This window comes from Polyangium sorediatum, assembly GCF_029946465.1.
Taxonomy (GTDB): Bacteria; Myxococcota_A; Polyangia; order Polyangiales; family Polyangiaceae; genus Polyangium; species Polyangium fumosum.
In genome coordinates, this window is the sequence record NZ_JARZHI010000041.1 from 61,915 (window position 1) to 80,443 (window position 18,529).

Sequence of the window (18,529 nt, forward strand, 5' to 3'; positions counted from 1 at the left end):
CCATTGCAGGGCGCGCGTAACGATTTCGCGACAACCCGTCAATTCTGGATGGTGGCGCTCAAGGTGAACGTCGCGCCGGGCTGGTATTGCTGCACCACGTTCGTCAAATCGGCGACCGTGGAATTCGGGATCGAGGCCTCGCTCGGTCCCTGCGTGAACACGACCGGCGCGAGCAGGAGGTTCTCGGCCGCGAGCTTCAGGTCCACGTGCTTGCCGATGCGCTGCGCGACAGTCACGTCGAGCAGGTGGCGCGGCTGCTCGTAGACGTCCGGCAGCCCGAGCGAGCCCACCTGCGCGATGCGCCGGCCATAGACGTTGTAAAGCACGCGCAGCCGCGTGCCACGCTTCTCGCTGGCGTAATCGAGGCCCGCATTCACCACGTACGGCGATTGCCCCGCGAGCGGGCGAACGTTGTTCGTCTGCACGCTCGTCCCTGCCTCGTCGAGGGAGACCCGCGAGTACACAAGCGTGAGGTTCGCGAGCACGCCGAGGTCGGCGAGGACAGGGGTGATGAAGCCGATGTTCTTTCGCAACTCGAGCTCAATGCCCGCATTTTGCGCCCCCTTTGCGTTCTGGTACGACACGATACCGCGGTTCGAGGGCTTGATGATCTGCTCGATCGGCTTCGTGAAATCCTTGTAGAACACGCTGATGGCCGCGACCTCGGCGAGCGTCGGGAAAAACTCGAAGCGGAGGTCCGCGTTCACGATCGTGGTGCGGTCGAGGTCGGGGTTGCCCTGGATCTCGCGGGCGCCGAAGTAATCGGTGAACGAGAACGGCGCGAGCTCGCGGAGCTGGGGACGCGCGACCGTACGCGTCACGGAGGCGCGCAGGTTCGAGCGCTCGTTCGTCTTGAAGACGAGCCCGAGCGAGGGGAGCAAATCCGTCGTGGAGAGCTCGACCTGCTTCGGCAGGAGCGTCGACGGATCGACCGTATCGAGCTTTTGAGACGATGCCTCGACCCGCGCTCCGAGCACGACGCGCATCCAAGGACGGATCGAGGTGTCCGTCATGAAGTACCCCGAAAACACGCGCTGCGTGGCGTCGTACGTGTCGGTCGGCCTCGTGTACTCTGCCAGGGAGAGGACGCGCCCGATGTTTTCGTTCGTGAAGAGCTGATCCGCTGGGAGCGAGAATGCGGCCGCGTCCTCCGGCGTCTCCGCGATCGGAATGTACCGCAGGCGGCGCGCCTCGAAGGCGCGGTCGCGTCCCTGCACGAGCGCACCCACCTTCACCCGCGTCGGCGCGTCGCCCCTCACGATGGGCTGCGTGTAATGCACGGCGCCGCCGATCGCTGTCTCCGCCTGGTTCGCATAAAAATGCAAGCCGGAGAGCGTCGTGCTTTGCCACGCCCTCCGCCCCGCGTCGTCGAGATACACGTTCTCGCGCGTACCCGGCTCGTCGCTCGTCGCGAGCGACGTCGTCAGGTTCCATTCGAGCGTCGCGTCGTTCGCCTTGCGGAGCTTGTGCTCGCCGGCGAGCTGGCCGAACGTGAGCGAGCGGCTCACGAAACGGAGGCGCGTATCGAAGAACGTGCGCCCGGGGCCACCTTCCTCGCTGAGCCCCGAGATCTCGCGTGCCTCGTTCTCGGAAGAACGGCTGTGCAGACCGATAAGCGAGACCTTGTGGTCCCTCGCGTACCTGTACGTGAGGCCCGCGAATCCGCCCCACGAGACGACGTCGAGGCCTGTATCCACGCGGTAATCGTTCTGCGGCTTCAGATCGTCCGACACGTTGGTATCGATCGTCAGCGTCCGGAGGATCTCGCCCTGCCGGATCTGGAACCGCCGCCCGTACGTCAGCGCCGCCATGTACCCGAGCTCGTGATCCGAGCCGAGCCTGTGCGTATTGCCGATCGTGAGGTTGCCGCTCATGTTCGGCAGTGCGGTCGTGCGCGAGGTCGTCATCGGGCGGTTGAGCACGCGGCCGAGCTCATTGGCCTCACGCGAAGACATGAGCGAGCCGTCCGGCTTCTCCTCGCCCTTGCCGACCTTGGAATCGGTCGGGAAGCCCGGCGGCAGCGCCCGCGTCCCGTCGTCGATGCCGAGGAAATCCGTCCCGCCGCCTGCATAGGTGAGCCGGTTCCGGAACGTCGTCTCCGAGTTGGCCCCGAGGTAAAACGTACCGCTGATCGTGAACTTCTCGGGCAGCTCGCGCGTCGACACGCGCACCGAACCGCCCGTGAAATCGCCCGGCATGTCGGGCGTGAACGTCTTCACGATCGTCAGATCGCTGAGGACCGACGTGGGGAACAGATCAAACGGCACAGCCTGCCGGTCCGGCTCGGGGCTCGGCAGCGGCACGCCATTCAAGAGCGCATTCGTGTACCTGTCGCCGAGGCCGCGCACGTACACGTACCGCTGCCCGACGACGGACGCGCCGACCACACGCCGCGCCGCGTCCGCCGCATTGCGATCCGGCGTCCGCGCGATCTCCTGCGCGCTCACCGCGTCACCCGTGTGCGCCGCGTTCTTTCGAAGCAACGTCTGCGCCGCCGCCGAAGCCCGATCCGGGTCCGCCTCGATCTCGACGACGATCTCCTGCTTGCTCTCCTCGGTCGACAGCGCGACGTCGACCTTTTCGACCGCGCCGGCCGTCACGCGCATGTTCTGCACGCGTTGCGCCTTGTAGAGCTGATAAAAGACGCGCAGCTCGTAGGTGCCCGGCGCGAGCTCCAGCCGATATCGACCGTCGAAATCCGCGATCGCCTTCTTGTTCGTCCCGACGACCGAGACCTGCGCGTCGATCACGGGCTCCTTCGTCTTCCCGTCCGTGACGACGCCCCAGATGACGCCCTTTCCGGCGGGCGCGGGGCGGGACGGGTCCTCCTCGCCGAGGAGCGCCTCGTCCGCGCCCTCCTGGGCCAGCGCGAGCGCCGGGAGGAAAAGCGTGAGCGCCGAGGCGAGTGTCGCAATGGTTTTTCGCATGGGGGAATCAGCCGCCGAGCTTCTCGGTCAAGATTGCAATGCCCTTGGCCCCACCCCTCTTCGCGATATCCATCACCTCGACGGTAATCCCGTACGGAGCGTCGTCCGCCGCGTCGAAGTAGAGGAGCTTGTCGGCCCGCGCCGCGAAGATCCGCGTGAGGCGATCCCGCAGCTCGGCGCGCGAGACCTCGGTCTGGTTGATGCGGATCGCGCCCTTCGCGTCCACCGTGAGCACCACGGGTTTGTCCGCGTCCGGGGGCGGCGGCTCGTTCTTCGCGTCGTCGTCCTTCTTCGGCAGGTTCAGCCATAGCTGTTTGTTGAGCAGCGGCGTCACCACCATGAAGATGATGAGCAGCACGAGGACCACGTCGACGAGCGGCGTGACGTTCATCGTGGGGGCGACGGCGCCGCCCTTTTTCCCGCCCGAGGAGACGTTCATCCCCATGGCTAGCTCTCCTCCCCCGCGCCGCCCTTGCCTTTTTGGCTCACGCTGAGCGCGACGCCCGTGTATCCGGCGCGCTGGCAGGCGGCAAACGCGTCACGCATCTTCGCGTATTGCACCGTCGCATCCCCCTTGAGGACGACGCGCCGATCCGGCTCGCTCCCGTGCATCGATTTCAATCGCGCCTCGAGCGCCGGCACGTCCGCGAGGACCTCCTTTTCGAGGAAGAGGTTGCCCCGCGCGGTGAGCGTCACGGTGATCGGATCGAGCTTCGATTTGTTCTCGTCGGGCTGAATCACGCTCGGCAGCTCCACGCGCTCGCCGTGCTCGAGCTCGGGCGCGATGACCATGAAGATGATGAGCAGCACGAGGACCACGTCGACGAGCGGCGTGATGTTGATGTCCGGCTCAGGCAGCTTCTTCGAGGATCCGCTCTTCACTTGCGCGCCCATGCTGGTTCTCCATGTCGTCGAGCAATTCACCCGCGCTTCGCTCGAGCGCCGTCTCGACCGCCGCGATCTTGCCCGTGAGGTAATTGAAGAAGAGCACCGACGGAATGGCCACCGTGAGGCCGAGCGCCGTCTCGATGAGCGCCTCCGAGATACCCGCGCTCACCGCGCCGAGGCCGCCCGAGCCCGTCGTCGCAATGCTCTGGAACGCCGTGATGATACCGACGACCGTACCGAGCAGCCCGACGAAGGGCGCGACCGATCCAACCGAAGCGAGCACCGAGAGCCCGCGCCGCAAATCCGCCGAGAGCGCCTCGCGCCTGCGCTCGACCTCGCGCCGCGCGAGCTCGACCGGCGTCAGGTTGCCGGCGCCCTCGCTCTCCGCACGGAGGAATCGACGCATTGCCGAGGAGACGAGGCGCGCGAGCGCCGAGAGACGATATCGATCCGAGACGCGGAGGAGCTCCTCCGTGTCCCAGGCGTCGAGCAGCGGCTGCGCTTCCTTCACGAAAGCACGGGTCTCGGCGTTCATGCGCGCGAGCGCGATCACCCGCTCGACGACGACCGCGATGGTCGCGATCGACATGAGCACGAGCACGAAGGCGATGAGCTTCGAGACGAGGCCCATGCTCGCCCAGATGTGCGCGAGATCGAATTGCATGGTTTGGCTCCTTGGTCGAACGGGATTGCCCGACGAACTACGTCTTAATTTTGAAATTGAACCTTGCGTTCTGGTACGTGGCCACGGGGCGGCCTTCGACCATGGCTGGCTTGAAGCGCCACGTCTTCACGGTCGCCACGACATGCGCCGCAAGCTGCGCATCCCCTCGCACGACGGTCACGTTCGAGACGTCGCCCGACTCTGTCACGACAAACCGCACGATGACCGTGCCCTCGATCCCCTGGCTCTTCAAGTCCTCGGGATAAGGAGGCTGCGGCTTCGAGATCGGCGAGGGGGGCGTGCCATCCTCGCCGAGGACGATGGGCCCCGCCGCTTTGGGCGGGGGCGGCGGAGGAGGCGGCGGAGGCGGCGGAGGCGGCGGCGCAGCAGCCGTCGCGGTCCCCGTTCCTCCGGGCGTCCCGCCCGAGCCTTCGCCCGAGCCCTCCCCATACTCGCCATCACTCGCCTTTGCCTTGCTCGGATCTGCCTCCTTGGGCATTTCCGTCGGCACTTCCACGGGCACAGCGATCGGCTTGTGCTTCGGCCCGGGCGGCTCAGGCGCTTTGGGCGCCGCGTCCACGGGCGGCGGCGGAGGCGGCGGTTTCGGCGGCTCCACCGTGGGCGTGAGCTCGACGGCGACGACCTCCTCCTCTTCTTCCACGGCGGGCGCGCTCGATTTCATCGTCGCCCCGACGACACCGACCGCCGTGCAAATGGCAATCGCCGTCGCGTATCCGATCAGAAGCCGCTTGCCGCGCCCGGGATCCGTCTCCCCGACGCTCCACGCCTCGAAGCCCATTGCCGTCTTTCCTCGGCCCCCACCTTGACGATCGTTCGTGACAACCTCGTGAACGTCGCGAAACGATCACGTGCGCGTCGCATGACGCAATTTTCAATCGGGGTGCGAGTCGGGCAGATCGGGCGATCCGCCGAATCGATACCCGATCCCTCGCACCGTCTGCACATAATCGCCGGCAGGCCCCAGCTTGTCGCGGAGCCTCTTTACGTGCGTATCCACCGTGCGGGTCGTGATGTCGACGTCCATGCCCCACACCCCTTCGAGCAGCGCGCCGCGCGTCTGGACACGCTCGCGATTCTCGTACAGAGCGAGCAGGAGCTTGAACTCGAGCAAGGTGAGCTCGATCTCGGCGCCGTCGACCCATACCCGGTGCGCCTCGTCGTCGATGCGCAGCCGGCCGAACTGGAGGACACGGCGCTCGGTCGTCCGCGCCTTCACCCGCCGCAGGATCGCCTGCACCCGCAGCATGAGCTCGCGGACGCTGAAAGGCTTCACCACGTAATCGACGGCGCCGAGCTCGAAGCCGACGACACGGTCGACCTCGTCCCCGCGCGCCGATACGATGACGACCGGGGTCTCGCGGGTCTCCTCGCTCTGCTGCAAGCTCCGGCAGACCTCGGTGCCCATGAGGTCCGGGAGCATCATATCGAGCAGGATGACGTCGGGCCGCCGCTCGCGCGCGAGCCGGATCCCCTCCTCGCCGCGCGACGCGAGCAGCACCTCGTGCCCCGCCTGCCGGAAGTTGTAATCGAGCACCTTGAGGATCGCGGGCTCGTCCTCGACGACCAGGATGCGTGCCATCGCACCCGGGTGTATCCTGTTCCTGTTACGACCCGATGAAGCTCGTGTTGCAGGTTGGCGGGGAAATGCGGCGTGCGTGACGGATTCGTGAATTCGACGTGTCGAAACGGCGAGGGCGCGTCCCGCGTGACGAATTCGTGAATTCGAGGTGTCGAGAGCTTTTCAGCGGGGAGCTTTGGCGCGCAGGGCGGCGCGCAAGGTCGCGAGCTCACCGCGGAGCGGGGCGATGAAATCGGCGCTGATCGTGCGCTTCTGCCCCTTCATCGCGCGCGCGGTGTGCCACTTGCTGAGCGCGAGCCGCGACGCGGCGCGGATGAACGCGCGCCCCTCGGCGCCGCGCCACGAGAACGTGCACTGGATGCGGCCGACCGGCGAGCACACGAGCTCGAGTTCCTCGTTCGTCAGGTTGCCGATCAGCACCTCGTCGCGGAGGAACTGGCGGATCGTGCGGCCCTTGCGGACGACGAGGGCGATGATGATGCAGAAAAACATCGCCACGAAGAGCAGCCAGAAGAGCAGCATGATGACGAACGCGTCGGGGATGACCGTGGGCACGAAGTTCCAGAGCGCGTGCAGGAAGACGCCCACGAAAAACCCGCCGATCGGCGCGAGCCAGCGCACCCACGTCTTGCTCGACTCGCGCGCGATGCCGAACCCGATGCCGGTCATCGACGTGTAGAGCGGGTGCCCCCACGGCGCGAGGACGCCGCGCAGGAAGAAGGTCGTGCCGAGCTGATCGGCCATGTCCGCGCGGGCGTAATAACTGACGTTCTCGACCGCGGCGAACCCGAGCGCGCAAAACGTCGCGTAGATGATGCCGTCGACGACCCCGTCGAACTCGCGCCGGAGGAAGTAAAAAAAGCCCAGGATGACGAGGCCTTTGAAGAACTCTTCCGAGAGCGGCGCGCTCATCACGGACGACACGAAATTGCCGACCGCAGGCCCGAAGAGGCCGGCGAACACGATGTGCACGCCCGTGTTGATCATGCCGGCGAAGCCCGTCGCGACGACCGCCCCCCACAGGAACGCCATCGCGAGGCACCACCACGGCTCGGGATCGTACCGATCGAGCACCATGGGCACGAAGAGGTAAAAGCCGAGCGGCAAGAACGCGAAGAGCGAGCCTGTCAGGACGGCCGAGAGCATGCGCCCCGGCGCCTTCGACAGGAAGATCTCCGCCATCGTGAAGAGGATGTTCAGCACGACGCCGGCGAGCATGCCGACGATCCAGAGCGCGAGCCCCACCCCGCGGCGACGCTTGTCCGGATCGAGCTCCACGGGCGCGCGTGGCGCGGACCCGCCGTGGCCCGGTGGTGTGTACGGCGCCGGGCCGGGATATCGTGGTTGCTGCTGCGGGGGGTAGGGAGCGTGGCCGTAGGGCCCGGGCGGCGATCCGTAGGGGTTGTTCATGGCAGAACGCCCGACGCAAGGCGCCGGGCGTTCGATCATCCTACCGTCTGTGCCACCACGAGCGCGAGGTCAGTCGGCGACCTTCTGCTGGATGACCACGTGCGGCGAGGGCGAGGTCGGCGCGTTTTGTTGCTCCGCGCTCACGATGAGCTCGAAGCTCGTGAGCGGCACGGTCGCCGTCGGCAGCGAGCCCGTCCGCTTGTCGTTGTTGTACGCGAGCGACCCGATGCGCTGCCACTGGCTGCTCGAGTCCTTGCGGGCCCACACGACATACGCCGTGGCGCCCGGCATGAGCCGATCCGGGGGAGCGAGGTGCTCCGCCTCGATGCTCACGGTGGTCAGAACCGTGCTGCTGTTGACCTCGGCCACGATCTTCGCGTCGGCGTCGGGCGCGCGCGGCGTGCCCTTGGCCATGTACTCGAGCGGGCCACCACACGCCGCGACAAGCAGCGCAACGGCGACCGAAAGCATCCCGCGACCCATCCAGCTATGCGCGTTCATCGCACCTCCAAGCAACATTCGATCTACCAGATTTTCCGTCCGGTTGCATCGTTTCCGTCGAATCCGGCTCAGGGCTTGACGACGCGCGTGCCGGGCGGCGGCGTGAAGTCGAACTCGCCCTTGCCGACAGGTTGGTTGACGACAGGGGCGCTGAAGTCGAAGCGGTTCTTGTTGCCCTGCGCGTCGAGGATCAGCACGCGGCGCACCTGGTTCGTCTGCGCGTCGACGTAAAGGAGGACCTTTTGGTAGGCGGGCGTCGCGTCTTTCGGCGTGCCTTCGAGCACGTATCCGCCCTCGAACTTCATCTGCGCGGCGTCGAGCAGCTTGAGGTTGAAATCCTTCACGAGCTGACCGGTGCCCATGAGGAACGCGAGCGCCGCCGGGTATTGCGAGTTTTTGACCGGCGTCTCGAACATCTGCTCGTTTTCTTTCTCGTAGACGCGGATCACCTTGCCGTCGGACACGACGCGGTTGCCGTTCGGCGCGTCGTACGACCAGCTCATCTTGCCGGGCTTCTCGAAGATGACCGTGCCCTTCGACTCCTTCTTCACGTTCTGGACCTTGATCGTATAGGTCTGCGCGAACGTGGCCTTGAAGGTCTTCGTGGAGTCGTAGAACGCCTGGACGCGGCGGCCGATCTCCTCGGCTGAGGGGCCCTTCGCAGGCGCCGCAGCAGGCGCGGCAGGCGCGGCGGCCTGGGTATGGCCGTCGGTCGAGCAGAGCAGGAGAGCAGGGACCACGGCGCACGCCGCGAGGAGGGAGGGGATCGAGAGGAACCTTACCTTACGCATCATTTTCTTCCTGTTCCGCGTAGTTGGCCGGACCGAGGGTGCCGCGGGGTTGGACGCAGGGCGCCCGCAGGCGATGCAAGATCACGGGACATTCGCGCGACGCCGCGCCGGGCGGGCGGGCGCAGAGGCGGCGAGCGCCGTCTGAAAACCAACGACATTGCAGTGCGTGAGCGCGATGGCGAGGGCATCGGCGGCGTCCGACCGAGGCGGCGTGCCGAGCCGGAGGATGGCCGTGACGACCATGGCCACCTGGCGCTTGTCCGCCGCGCCCTTGCCCGCGACGGTGCGCTTCACGAGCGCAGGCGGGTATTCGGACGTCTGGAGCGAAGCGCGGGCGAGCCGGAGCAGGACGACGCCCCGCGCATGGCCGAGCTTGGCCGCGCTCTGCGCGTCCTTGGAGAAGAAGATGCTCTCGACCGCGGCGTGCGAGGGCGCGTACTGCGTGATGACCTCGCCGAGGCGGTCGTCGATGTCGACGAGGCGGTCGGCGAAGGTCCCGTCGAGGTCGACGTCGATGACGCCGTGGGCGACGTGCTCGACCCGCGTGCCGACGCGCTCGAGCACGCCCCACCCGAGGTGACGGCTGCCAGGATCGATGCCGAGGACACGCACGCGGGGCGTTCTAGCAGACCCCGTGGCCGCGGCGGGGGAAGATCTTGTGGGGGTTCAGGAGGTTCTTCGGATCGAAGACGGCCTTCAAGCGGCGCTGAAGCTCGATGAGCTCCGGGCCCTGTTCGAGCGGGAGGTATTCGGCCTTGGAGGTGCCGACGCCATGTTCCCCCGTGAGCGTGCCGCGCATGCCGACGACCGCACGAAAGAGGCGATCGAGGCCGCGTTCGACGCGCGGGCCGGCGTCGGGATCGTCCCACAGGAAGTTCACGTGCAGGTTGCCGTCGCCCGCGTGGCCGTAGGAGAGCATGCGGATCGAGGTCTCCTCGCTGATGCGATCGATCTCGCGGAGGAGGTCGGGCAAACGCGTGCGCGGGACGACGACGTCCTCGGAGATCTTGTAACGGGCCATGGCACGTGTGGCCGGCGAGAGGGCGCGGCGCGCTTCCCAAAGGCGCTCGCGTTGCGCGGCGTCCTGCGCGACGAGGACATCGAGCGCGCCCTCGGCGACACACGCCTCGCCGATGCGCTCCATGGCGGCCTCGCACGAGGCGGGATCACCGTCGACCTCGATCAGGAGGAGCGCGCCGGCGCGTGCATCGACGGGGACCCCGCGGGCGCGGACGGCGGAGAGCGCGCCGGCATCGAGAAGCTCGAGGCAACGCGGGACGAGGCCGGCCGCGATGATCGCGGAGACGGCGCGGCCGGAGGCGAGCGCGGTGTCGAAGAGGCCGAGGAGCGTGGCGACGCTCGGGGGCTTCGGAATGAGCTGGAGCGTGGCCTCCGTGAAGACCGCGAGCGTGCCCTCGCTGCCGACGAGCAAGCTCGTGACGTCGTAGCCCGTGACGCCCTTGACCGTACGCCGGCCGGTGCGGAGGCGGGTTCCATCGACGAGCAGCGCTTCGAGGCCAAGCACGTACTCGCGCGTGACGCCGTACTTGAAGGCGCGCGGGCCGCCCGCGTTCTCGGCGAGGTTGCCACCGAGGGCGCACATCTTGAGCGAGTTCGGATCGGGCGGATAAAAGAGCCCCTCGGCTTCGACCGCGGCGTGAAAGTCGCCGAGGATGACGCCCGGCTCGACGACGGCGACGAGTTCTTCGCGATCGATCTCCTTGATGCCGCGCATGCCGAGCGTGGTGACGACGATGCCCCCGCCGACGGGGACCGCGCCGCCGGATTTGCCGCTGCCCGCGCCGCGCGGGACGATCGGGACCTCGGCCTCGCTCGCCGCCGCGAGCGCCCGCAGGATGTCGTCCGGCGTCTCGGCGACGACGACCGCATCAGGGATCACCGGCTCCTGATCGGACTCGTCCCCCGCGTACGCCTCGCAGCCTGCGGGCGAGGTGATGACCTTCGAGGGCCCGAGGGCGCGATCGAGCAAGCGCCGCGCCTTGTCGACGGCGGCGGCGGAGGGGCGGGGGAAAGGCGCGCGACGAAGCACGCATGATTTCTAGTACGGATCGCGCGGAGCGGCGATGGTCCCCTTTGCACGTCCTCTGCGGGCTGGTATCGAGGGTCCGTGCACCGCGTCGTGGTTGTCTTCCTGGGCGCGCTGGGCCTCGCCGGCGTTGGGTGTGGGGACGAAGGGCCCGCGAGCTCGACGGGCACCACGAACGAGCCGCACGCCTGTGCCGCGGACGCTCCGCCGTCGCGGACGGCGTCCTGCGTCGTCGCGTTCGAGCCCGGCGACGACGCGGGGTTCGGGGCGGATCGGTTCCCCGAGGTCATCTACGGCGAGCCGCTCGGCAACGGCACGACGTCGGGCGGGCTCGACGTGCTCTCGCTCGGCCGAGGCGGCTCGATCGTGCTCGGCTTCGGCGGCAACGCGATCGTCGACGGAGAAGGCCCGGACTTCGTGGTGTTCGAGAATCCGTTTTTCGTGTCGGACGATCCGAACAACGTGTACGCCGAGCTCGCCGAGGTCTCCGTCAGCGCCGACGGCGAGACCTGGCACGTGTTCCCTTGCGCCGAGGACACGAAGCCGCCCGCAGGGTGCGCCGGGTATGCTCCGGTCTTCGCGAACGGTGATCTCGGCGTGTCCTCCCTCGATCCCAGCGTGTCCGGCGGCGACGTGTTCGATCTCGCCGAGCTCGGCGTCGAGGAGGCACGGTTCGTCCGCATCCGTGATCTCCAGGGCATCGGAGCTGCGCCGAGTGCTGGCTTTGATCTCGACGCGATCGCCGTTCTGCACCCCAAGGTGCCTTGACGTCGAGGCGCATGGACGAGTCGCTAGGTCTCTTGCTCGACGCGGGGCAAGCGCTCGGGAACGTGACGGATCTCGGGGCGCGGCTCGCCGCCGTGGCCTCGCGCGCGGCCCATTGGATCCGAGGGTTTTGCCTCGTTCACTTGCTCGAAGGGGGCGGCGCGCGGCTCGCCGCGGTGGATCACGAGGACCCGTTGAAGGCCGAGCTCCTCCGGCAGCCGTGCATGCAAAGGAGCCCGGCGCTCGACTCGACGAAGAGCCCGCTCGCGCACGTGATGCGCAGCGGCGTGGCGCAGGTCCTGCCCGAGACCTCGGACGCGATGCTCGCCGCGACGATGAGCGACGACGAGGCGCTCGCGGTCCTGCGCGCGGTCGAGATCACCGCGGGGATGCTCGTGCCGATCGTCTGGCAGGGACGCGCGCTCGGGGCGCTCACGCTGGCGGTGAGCTGCAAGGAGCGGCGGATCGTAGGCACGGACCTGAAGGTGGCCGAGGAGCTCGCGCGGAGGATCGCGCTCGCGGTCGTGGAGGATCGCGCGACGCGGGACGAGCATGAAGCGGCCCGCGTCGCGCGCGCGGCCATGGACCGCACGAAGCGGCTGCATTCGATCACGCGGCGGCTCTCGTTCGCGCTCACCGCCGCGCAGGTGGCCGAGGTGGTCGTGGAGCACGCGCGGAGCGAGATGGGCGCGCATGCCGGCTTGATGTGCCTGCTCGACGAAGAGCGCGGGGCGCTCGTGATCGAGCGGGCTTCGGGCTACGCGAGCAGCATCGTCGAGCCGTTCAAGGTGATCCCGCTCGAGACCCGCCTGCCGCTCACGGATGCGGTGCGCTCTCGCCAGCCGATCTTCCTCGCGACGGTCGAGGAGTACCTCACGCGTTACCCGCACCTCGACCGCGTCCAGCGTGACCAGAAGAGCCTCGCGTTCGCGGCGCTCCCGCTCATCGTGCAGGATCGGGTGCTCGGGGTCATGGGCCTCTCGCTCGTGGGGACGCGGCGGCTCGACGAGGCGGAGCAGCGCTTCCTGGAGTCGGCCGCCGAGCACTGCGCGCAGGCCCTCGAACGCGCCCGCCTCTACGACCTCGAGCGCCGCGCGCGGGAAGAAAACGACAGGCTCTACCGGGCCTCGCAGGCGGCCGTCCGGGCGCGCGAGGACCTCCTCGCGATCGTGTCGCACGATCTCCGAAATCCGCTCGTCGCCATCAAACTGGCCGCCACGCAGATCGGGCGGGAGGCGGGCGAGGACGCGCGGATCAAGAACAAGACCGCGCTCATCCTGCGCTCGGCGGACCGCATGGATCGCATGATCCGCGACCTGCTCGACGCTTCGCGGATCGAGACGGGCGGGCTCGCGCTCTCGGTCGGGCGCGAGGACGTGCGCGCGGTCGTGCGCGAGGCGATCGATCACTTCAAGCCGCTCGCGGCGCCGAAGGGGATCCAGATCGACGAGGCGCTGCCCGACGAGGCGCTCTTCGCGCGGATCGATCGCGAGCGTGTGCTCCAGGTGCTCTGGAACCTCGTGGGGAACGCCATCAAGTTCACGCCCGAGGGAGGCCTCGTGACCCTGCGCCTCGCGCGGGAGGGCTCGTGCGCGCGCATCGACGTCGCCGACAGCGGGCCCGGGATCCGGAGCGAGCACCTGCCGCACGTCTTCGATCGGTACTTCCACGCCGCGACGAGCAAGACCTCTGGCACCGGGCTCGGCCTCTTCATCGCCGACGGCCTCGTCCGCGCGCACGGCGGCACGATCCGCGTCGAGAGCGAGCCCGGCGTGGGCGCGCGCTTCTGGTTCACGTTGCCGCTCGGAGACGCGGCTTAGAGCAGATCCAAGAACGCCCGCAGCGCCTCACGCTCGCGTGCTTCGAGCCCCGCCGCGCCCTCGGGCGCGCCATCGTGGAAGAACACACCTTCCGCAGACCAACGCGCCCGCGTCAGCAGATCCGCGAGGTCCTTCGCCGCGCCGCTCGTCAGGTACGGGCGCTTCTTGGCGAGCCTGCGCAGCGACGGCACGCGCGCGCCGCGCTCGTGCACGTACGGCACGACGCCCGTCTTCTGGTATTCGTTCGAGGCCCAAACGATCGGCCCCGCGGGCGAGAAAACCAGGCTCTCCCAGCGCTCGAAGGGCAGCCGGCTGCCCTTCTCGTCGGCCGAGAGCCGCGCCTCGTGGCACCCCTCGCAGCGCGCCTCGAAGAGCTTCGCGCCCTCGCGTTCGAGCGCTGAAAACACGCTTCGCCCTGCGGTGCTCGGGTTCTGCCGGTGCGAGAAGCCCATGAGGAAGGTCATGAGCGCGCGGCGGAGCGCGAGCGGGGGGGCTGGCTCCGCCTCCGATCGGCCGAGCGCGGCGAGCACCGGGTGGGTCCGAGCGTCGAGCGAAAACCAGGGCGAATGCCCGCTCCCCGCGCCGGCCACGCGGAACTCGGCATGCGCGACCGAGGACAGGTCCGGATCGAGCGCGCGTGAGAAATGCGGGCGGTTGTTGAACAGGCCGAGGAGCGGCTTCGTCACGACACGCACCTCGCCGCGGCCCGTGTGGTGGATGCGCCCGTCGACGTACCCCTCGAAGTGGCACGTCTCGCAGGTGAAGCGGCTGTGCGCGCCCTCCGTGCCGTTCTCCGGGGCCATCAGGTTCGTGAAGAAAAGCGCCTCGCCAAGGCGCGCCTCCACGCTCGGCGGCGCAGGCCCGTCCCGATCCACAACGGACACGATCCGCTCGTGGGGTTCGTCCGAACGCACCATCACGAACGCATCGAGCAGAGGATTCGCCCCGACGAACCCGCCGCCGGGCAGCCTCACGAGGTCGCGCATGCCCGGCACCAGGGGGCTCGTTTTTGCCGGCATCGCAAGTGATGCTCCGCTCGCCTCGAACACGAGCCGCGCCGACACCTCGCCGCCGTACCCCGTGACGAGCGCCGCGAGCGTGCCGTCCTTCTCCTTCGCGAGGTGCAGCGCCTTCGGCGTCACCACACCGAGCTCGCCCACGTTCACCGCGGAGAGCAGCCGCGCCGCGCCACGCTCCACGCGGTACAGAAAGACGAACGAGTCGACGTAGCCGAAGAACCCGCCGCGCCGATCGAGCGGCCGATCCTCGACGCCGCCCGCGAGCACGAAGAGCCCCTCGCCGTCGGGCACCGCGGAAAAACTCCAGATCGGCCCGTCGTGCACGATCCGCGCTTCGCCTGCGGACAGCGCGCGCCCCGCCTCGTCCACCGGCCTCACCACGAGCGCATGCGCGTGCAGCGCATCGACCACGACGAACGAGCCCACGCGCTCCACGTGGATCGGCCCGCCTCCGATGCTCGCGTCTTCCCGGCGCGCAGCGATCTCCCCGTCCGGCCCTTCTTCCCCTTCGGGCCAGAGCGTCACGAGGCGCCCCTCGTGCTCCTCGACCGCATACACCACCCCCTCGGGCCCGGCGGCGACGTCACGCAGCGCTCGCATCCCATCGAGCCCGAAACGGCCGCTCGGCGCGAGGTACGGCGCGGCTTCCTGGATCCGAAACCGCGTGATGCCGTCGCCGCGCTCGCCCACGACGAGCATGCTGCGGCCCTCGGGCGTCACCACGAGCCCGCTCGGCGATGCGGGCGCGGGCAGACGCGCGAGCTCACGCATCGACGCGTCGAGCACCACGATCACGTCCCGCCCGCGGAGCAGCGCGACGAACCGTTCCCCCCCCGGTAGCGCGGCAATCGCGTACGGATCGGCGCCGAACGCGGCGTCGCTCGGCGGCAGAGCCGCGAAATCGGTCGCGGCCCTGCGCTCCGCCTCGAACGCACGCAGCTCGGGCAGCGGGTCGGGCTCGGCAGCGCTCGTGGCCTCTGCGGGCGGCTCCTCTCGCTTGCACCCCGCGCCGAGCGCGAGGCCGAGGAGCAAGAGCCCGAGAAACGCGACGCGGCGAGATCCGCCTCCCTCGCGATTCATCGCCGCGCTTCGATCACCAGCCGCCGCTCTCTCCCGTGGAGGCCGGCTTCGCCGCAGGCGCGGCGCTCGCGGCGGGCGCGGCGCTCGCCGCGGACTTCGCGGACGGGTCCGCCGAGGGTTTGGCGCTTTCCTCGCAACCGGCGAGGGCGAGCGCAGCAAAGGCGACGAGCACGAGCGACATGGCTTTCATGGTCTTCCGGCCTCCTCGGACCGGAGCGAAGCACGGCGAGCGCGCGGCGCGAAGGGCGAAAACGCCGGGCGGGGCGAGGCTCCCCGTCGAGCCCGGCCGCTGCCAATCGTCAGGGACCGTGCCCGTGACCGTGCTCGTCCTCGTCGTCCTCGACGCCGAGATCCCAGGCGCGTGTGATCGAAATCTGCGCCATTCCCGGATAATGGAACGCAGCGGCTTCCGTCAGCCGCAAAACCCGCGCCCGCACGCTGCCTTCGAACCTCCACGCAGGCGTGATCGCCCACGTGGCCCCCAGGCCCACGAGCAGATCCGTGCGCGCATTGAACCCTTCGAGCGCATACACGCCATTCCAGATCTCCGCGCTCTCATGGGCGAGATCCACCGTCGCATACGGCGTGACCTTCCCTCCGAGCAGCGGCACGCCGACGCGCGCGCCGCCGAAGATGCGCGTCGGCGCCCGGAACCCCTGGTCATTCTCGTACACGCTGAAGAGCCCCAACGCCGACGCCGAGATCTCCACCGAATCCAGCGCATACGTGAGCCCCACGCCCACGATCGGGACGAACGTCCCCGTCCCGAGCTGGGTATGCTCGTGCCATTTCCCCGCCGCGCCGAGCCGATACGGATCCGGCTCCGTTCGCCCCAAAGGAAACGAAAGGCCGAGCCGCGCCGCCGACGAGAGCTTGCCGACGCTGCCTGAGAAACGCGCAAGGAGCCACGGATCTCCGGGCCCCACGATCGTCCGATCGTGGTGGTGAATGTCGTCGGGGACGAGCTTCGGCGTGCCGTCGATCTCCGAATACGTGGGCGTCGTATTCACGACGCGCAGCAGCAAACGCGCCTCGGCCGCGAGCCACGGCGTGATCTGGTACGACACGTCCGCCGTCACGTCCGTCATCCACAACGCCACGTGGTGGTGGTACGGCACGGGCGGCGGCGTCTCGGCGCACGCGGGCCCGAGATCGGGACACTCCGCGAGATGCCCCGCCGAGCCGGCGAGCCCGGACGCACCCAGGCGCACTTCGAGCCGCCCGGGCTCGAACGCGCGCACTTCGGACCCGCCGACCGGCAGGTTCGGGTTGCTTCAGGCGCCTCAGGCTTCGGCGTAGCTCACGACGGGCCACGCCACGGCGAGCGTGACCACGGCGAGCGCAAGGAACCTCATCGGCGGACCTCCACGGACGGCCCACACCCTACCCGAGCCCCTCCGCTCGAGGAAGCGCCGCGTAAAAGGTGTTGCGTGCGTCACGGGTGCAGGACTGCCGGACAGGGATCGGGTGGGACGGAGCACTCGGATTGCGGACCATCCCGACAAGGAAAACGGAAGCGGCAATGGTACGACAGGAGAGGCCATGTCGGTCCCAACCTTTCGAATCGTTCTCTTCGTGAACATCTCCTTTCCGCACCCCCACCAGGGCGGCGAGGTGGGCCCTCACGCGCCGCTCGGCCGACGCGCCATGCCGCGCGTCGACGTCCGCCTCTCCGTCGAGGGCTTCTTGCCGTGGCTCTCGAGCAGGCTCATGACCTCGTCGTCCTCGATGGCGCGGAAATCCTCGTAATACTGGCCCACCGCATAAAGGTTCGGATCCTCGATCAGGCAAACCACGAGATCCGCCTCGCCGCGCAACATGTCGGCCCGCTCCGGCGAGGCCACCGGCGCCGCCAGCACGACCGTCGTCGCGCCCGCGGCCCGCGCCGCCCGGAGCGCCGCCATCGCCGTCGCGCCCGTCGCGATGCCGTCGTCCACCACGATGACCGGCCGCCCGGCGAGCGAGGGCCCGTGCCCGCCGAAAAGCGCCTCTCGCCGCCGCGCTTCTTCCGATTGAAGCATTCGCTCGGCTTCGAGGTACTCCGCGTCCACGCCGAGCACCCGGAGCGCGCGCGGCTCCACCCAGACCGAGCCGTCGGAGGCGACCGCGCCAATCGCGAGCTCGGGCTGGTGCGGCGCGCGGAGCTTGCGCGCCACGATCACGCCGAGCTCGCCCCCGAGCGCCTCGGCCACGGGCGCCGCGACGACCACGCCGCCGCGCGGAATGCCGAGCACCACCGCGCCGTCGAGCCCACCGATGCCCCGCATGTGCTGCCCGAGCAGCTCGCCCGCCTCTTCCCGGTCCTTCCACATCATGACGCCCCTCCCCGCCCTCGAACACATCGTCCTCGGAGGCCCCCCCTGTCAGTGGGCGGGATACGTTTCGCCCTTTTCCAACCGTCACCTGGCCCCTATGCTGCGCCGCGATGAGCCACCCCGCATCGGACCCCATTGCTGCGTTCCGCGAGGCGTTCGCCCGCGCGGAAGAACGCGAGGATCACGACCCCACGGCCATGACCCTCGCCACCATCGACGAGAACGGCCGCCCCTCGGCGCGCATGGTGCTCCTCAAGGGCGTGGACGAGCGCGGCTTTTCTTTTTATACGAACCTGGAGAGCCGCAAAGGCCGAGCGCTCGCGAAAAACCCCTACGCCGCGCTCTGCATTCACTGGCCGAAGGCCGCCGAGCAGATCCGGGTCGAGGGCCGCGTCGAGCTCGTCTCGACCGAGGAAGCGGACGCCTACTTCGCCTCGCGCGTGCGCGGCAGCCAGATCGGCGCCTGGGCCTCCGATCAAAGCCGCCCACTCCCCTCCCGCGAGGAGCTCGAAGCGCGCGTCACCGAGCTGACCACGCGCTTCGAGGGGGGCCCCGTCCCGCGGCCGCCGCACTGGAGCGGGTATCGCGTGGTCCCCGACCGGATCGAATTCTGGTTTGGCAAGGACAGCCGCCTGCACGACCGCTTCGCCTACGTCCGCGAAGGCGAGGGGTGGCGCTGCGAGCGGCTCCAGCCCTGAGGCC

The 18,529-nt window shown here is 68.9% G+C and carries 18 protein-coding genes; 3 read left to right on the plus strand and 15 right to left on the minus strand.

Annotation, left to right across the window (positions count from 1 at the left end):
* Positions 1 to 38: 38 nt before the first annotated feature.
* The 11 genes from QHF89_RS33110 to QHF89_RS33160 form a co-directional block, all read right to left on the minus strand.
* Complete coding sequence (locus tag QHF89_RS33110) at positions 39 to 2,927, minus strand: TonB-dependent receptor domain-containing protein (RefSeq protein ID WP_136971546.1); 2,889 nt, start codon at positions 2,925 to 2,927, stop codon at positions 39 to 41.
* 7 nt (positions 2,928 to 2,934) lie between these two features.
* Positions 2,935 to 3,372: an ExbD/TolR family protein gene (locus QHF89_RS33115; RefSeq protein ID WP_136971545.1), complete on the minus strand. Its 438-nt coding sequence runs from the start codon at positions 3,370 to 3,372 to the stop codon at positions 2,935 to 2,937.
* A 2-nt stretch (positions 3,373 to 3,374) separates the two neighbouring features.
* On the minus strand, positions 3,375 to 3,821 hold the full coding sequence (locus QHF89_RS33120) for an ExbD/TolR family protein (protein ID WP_136932652.1): 447 nt from the start codon (positions 3,819 to 3,821) through the stop codon (positions 3,375 to 3,377).
* Complete coding sequence (locus QHF89_RS33125; RefSeq protein ID WP_136971544.1) at positions 3,778 to 4,479, minus strand: MotA/TolQ/ExbB proton channel family protein; 702 nt, start codon at positions 4,477 to 4,479, stop codon at positions 3,778 to 3,780. The genes QHF89_RS33120 and QHF89_RS33125 overlap by 44 nt, the downstream gene beginning before the upstream one ends.
* 37 nt (positions 4,480 to 4,516) lie before the next feature.
* Positions 4,517 to 5,278 (minus strand): energy transducer TonB, encoded by a 762-nt coding sequence (locus QHF89_RS33130; protein WP_136932654.1) that lies wholly within the window; start codon positions 5,276 to 5,278, stop codon positions 4,517 to 4,519.
* Positions 5,279 to 5,371: 93 nt separating this feature from the next.
* Positions 5,372 to 6,079, minus strand: a complete 708-nt coding sequence (locus tag QHF89_RS33135; protein WP_136932655.1) for a response regulator — start codon at positions 6,077 to 6,079, stop codon at positions 5,372 to 5,374.
* Between the two features lie 162 nt (positions 6,080 to 6,241).
* Positions 6,242 to 7,489, minus strand: coding sequence for a PrsW family glutamic-type intramembrane protease (locus tag QHF89_RS33140; protein ID WP_284721227.1), 1,248 nt, complete (start codon positions 7,487 to 7,489; stop codon positions 6,242 to 6,244).
* A gap of 69 nt (positions 7,490 to 7,558) precedes the next feature.
* The gene (locus QHF89_RS33145; RefSeq protein ID WP_284721228.1) at positions 7,559 to 7,990 is read right to left on the minus strand and encodes a hypothetical protein; all 432 of its coding nucleotides are present in this window, start codon (positions 7,988 to 7,990) and stop codon (positions 7,559 to 7,561) included.
* A gap of 68 nt (positions 7,991 to 8,058) precedes the next feature.
* The gene (gene lolA / locus QHF89_RS33150; protein ID WP_232379825.1) at positions 8,059 to 8,784 is read right to left on the minus strand and encodes an outer membrane lipoprotein periplasmic chaperone LolA; all 726 of its coding nucleotides are present in this window, start codon (positions 8,782 to 8,784) and stop codon (positions 8,059 to 8,061) included.
* Between the two features lie 78 nt (positions 8,785 to 8,862).
* Positions 8,863 to 9,393 (minus strand): crossover junction endodeoxyribonuclease RuvC, encoded by a 531-nt coding sequence (ruvC, locus tag QHF89_RS33155; RefSeq protein WP_136932658.1) that lies wholly within the window; start codon positions 9,391 to 9,393, stop codon positions 8,863 to 8,865.
* A 10-nt stretch (positions 9,394 to 9,403) separates the two neighbouring features.
* Positions 9,404 to 10,831, minus strand: coding sequence for an FAD-binding oxidoreductase (locus tag QHF89_RS33160; RefSeq protein WP_136971542.1), 1,428 nt, complete (start codon positions 10,829 to 10,831; stop codon positions 9,404 to 9,406).
* A gap of 78 nt (positions 10,832 to 10,909) precedes the next feature.
* Here QHF89_RS33160 and QHF89_RS33165 point away from each other — a divergent pair, with 78 nt between their 5' ends.
* Both QHF89_RS33165 and QHF89_RS33170 read left to right on the plus strand, forming a co-directional pair.
* Entirely contained in the window at positions 10,910 to 11,596 is a 687-nt protein-coding gene (locus tag QHF89_RS33165) for a cell surface protein (protein WP_232379826.1), read from the plus strand.
* 11 nt (positions 11,597 to 11,607) lie between these two features.
* Positions 11,608 to 13,413 carry a sensor histidine kinase gene (locus QHF89_RS33170; RefSeq protein ID WP_136971541.1) on the plus strand — a complete coding sequence of 602 codons (1,806 nt, stop codon included), beginning with the start codon at positions 11,608 to 11,610 and terminating at the stop codon, positions 13,411 to 13,413.
* On the opposite strand, the gene QHF89_RS33175 is transcribed toward QHF89_RS33170, so the two are convergent.
* From QHF89_RS33175 to QHF89_RS33190, 4 genes are all read right to left on the minus strand, one after another.
* On the minus strand, positions 13,410 to 15,512 hold the full coding sequence (locus QHF89_RS33175) for an NHL repeat-containing protein (RefSeq protein ID WP_136971540.1): 2,103 nt from the start codon (positions 15,510 to 15,512) through the stop codon (positions 13,410 to 13,412). The genes QHF89_RS33170 and QHF89_RS33175 overlap by 4 nt on opposite strands.
* A gap of 13 nt (positions 15,513 to 15,525) precedes the next feature.
* Entirely contained in the window at positions 15,526 to 15,702 is a 177-nt protein-coding gene (locus QHF89_RS33180) for a hypothetical protein (protein WP_170229491.1), read from the minus strand.
* A 109-nt stretch (positions 15,703 to 15,811) separates the two neighbouring features.
* Positions 15,812 to 16,753, minus strand: a complete 942-nt coding sequence (locus QHF89_RS33185) for a hypothetical protein (RefSeq protein ID WP_136971539.1) — start codon at positions 16,751 to 16,753, stop codon at positions 15,812 to 15,814.
* A 381-nt stretch (positions 16,754 to 17,134) separates the two neighbouring features.
* Positions 17,135 to 17,827, minus strand: a complete 693-nt coding sequence (locus tag QHF89_RS33190) for a phosphoribosyltransferase (RefSeq protein ID WP_284721229.1) — start codon at positions 17,825 to 17,827, stop codon at positions 17,135 to 17,137.
* A 110-nt stretch (positions 17,828 to 17,937) separates the two neighbouring features.
* Between QHF89_RS33190 and pdxH the strand changes: the two genes are divergently transcribed.
* Positions 17,938 to 18,525 (plus strand): pyridoxamine 5'-phosphate oxidase, encoded by a 588-nt coding sequence (gene pdxH, locus QHF89_RS33195; protein ID WP_136971538.1) that lies wholly within the window; start codon positions 17,938 to 17,940, stop codon positions 18,523 to 18,525.
* Positions 18,526 to 18,529 lie beyond the last annotated feature (4 nt).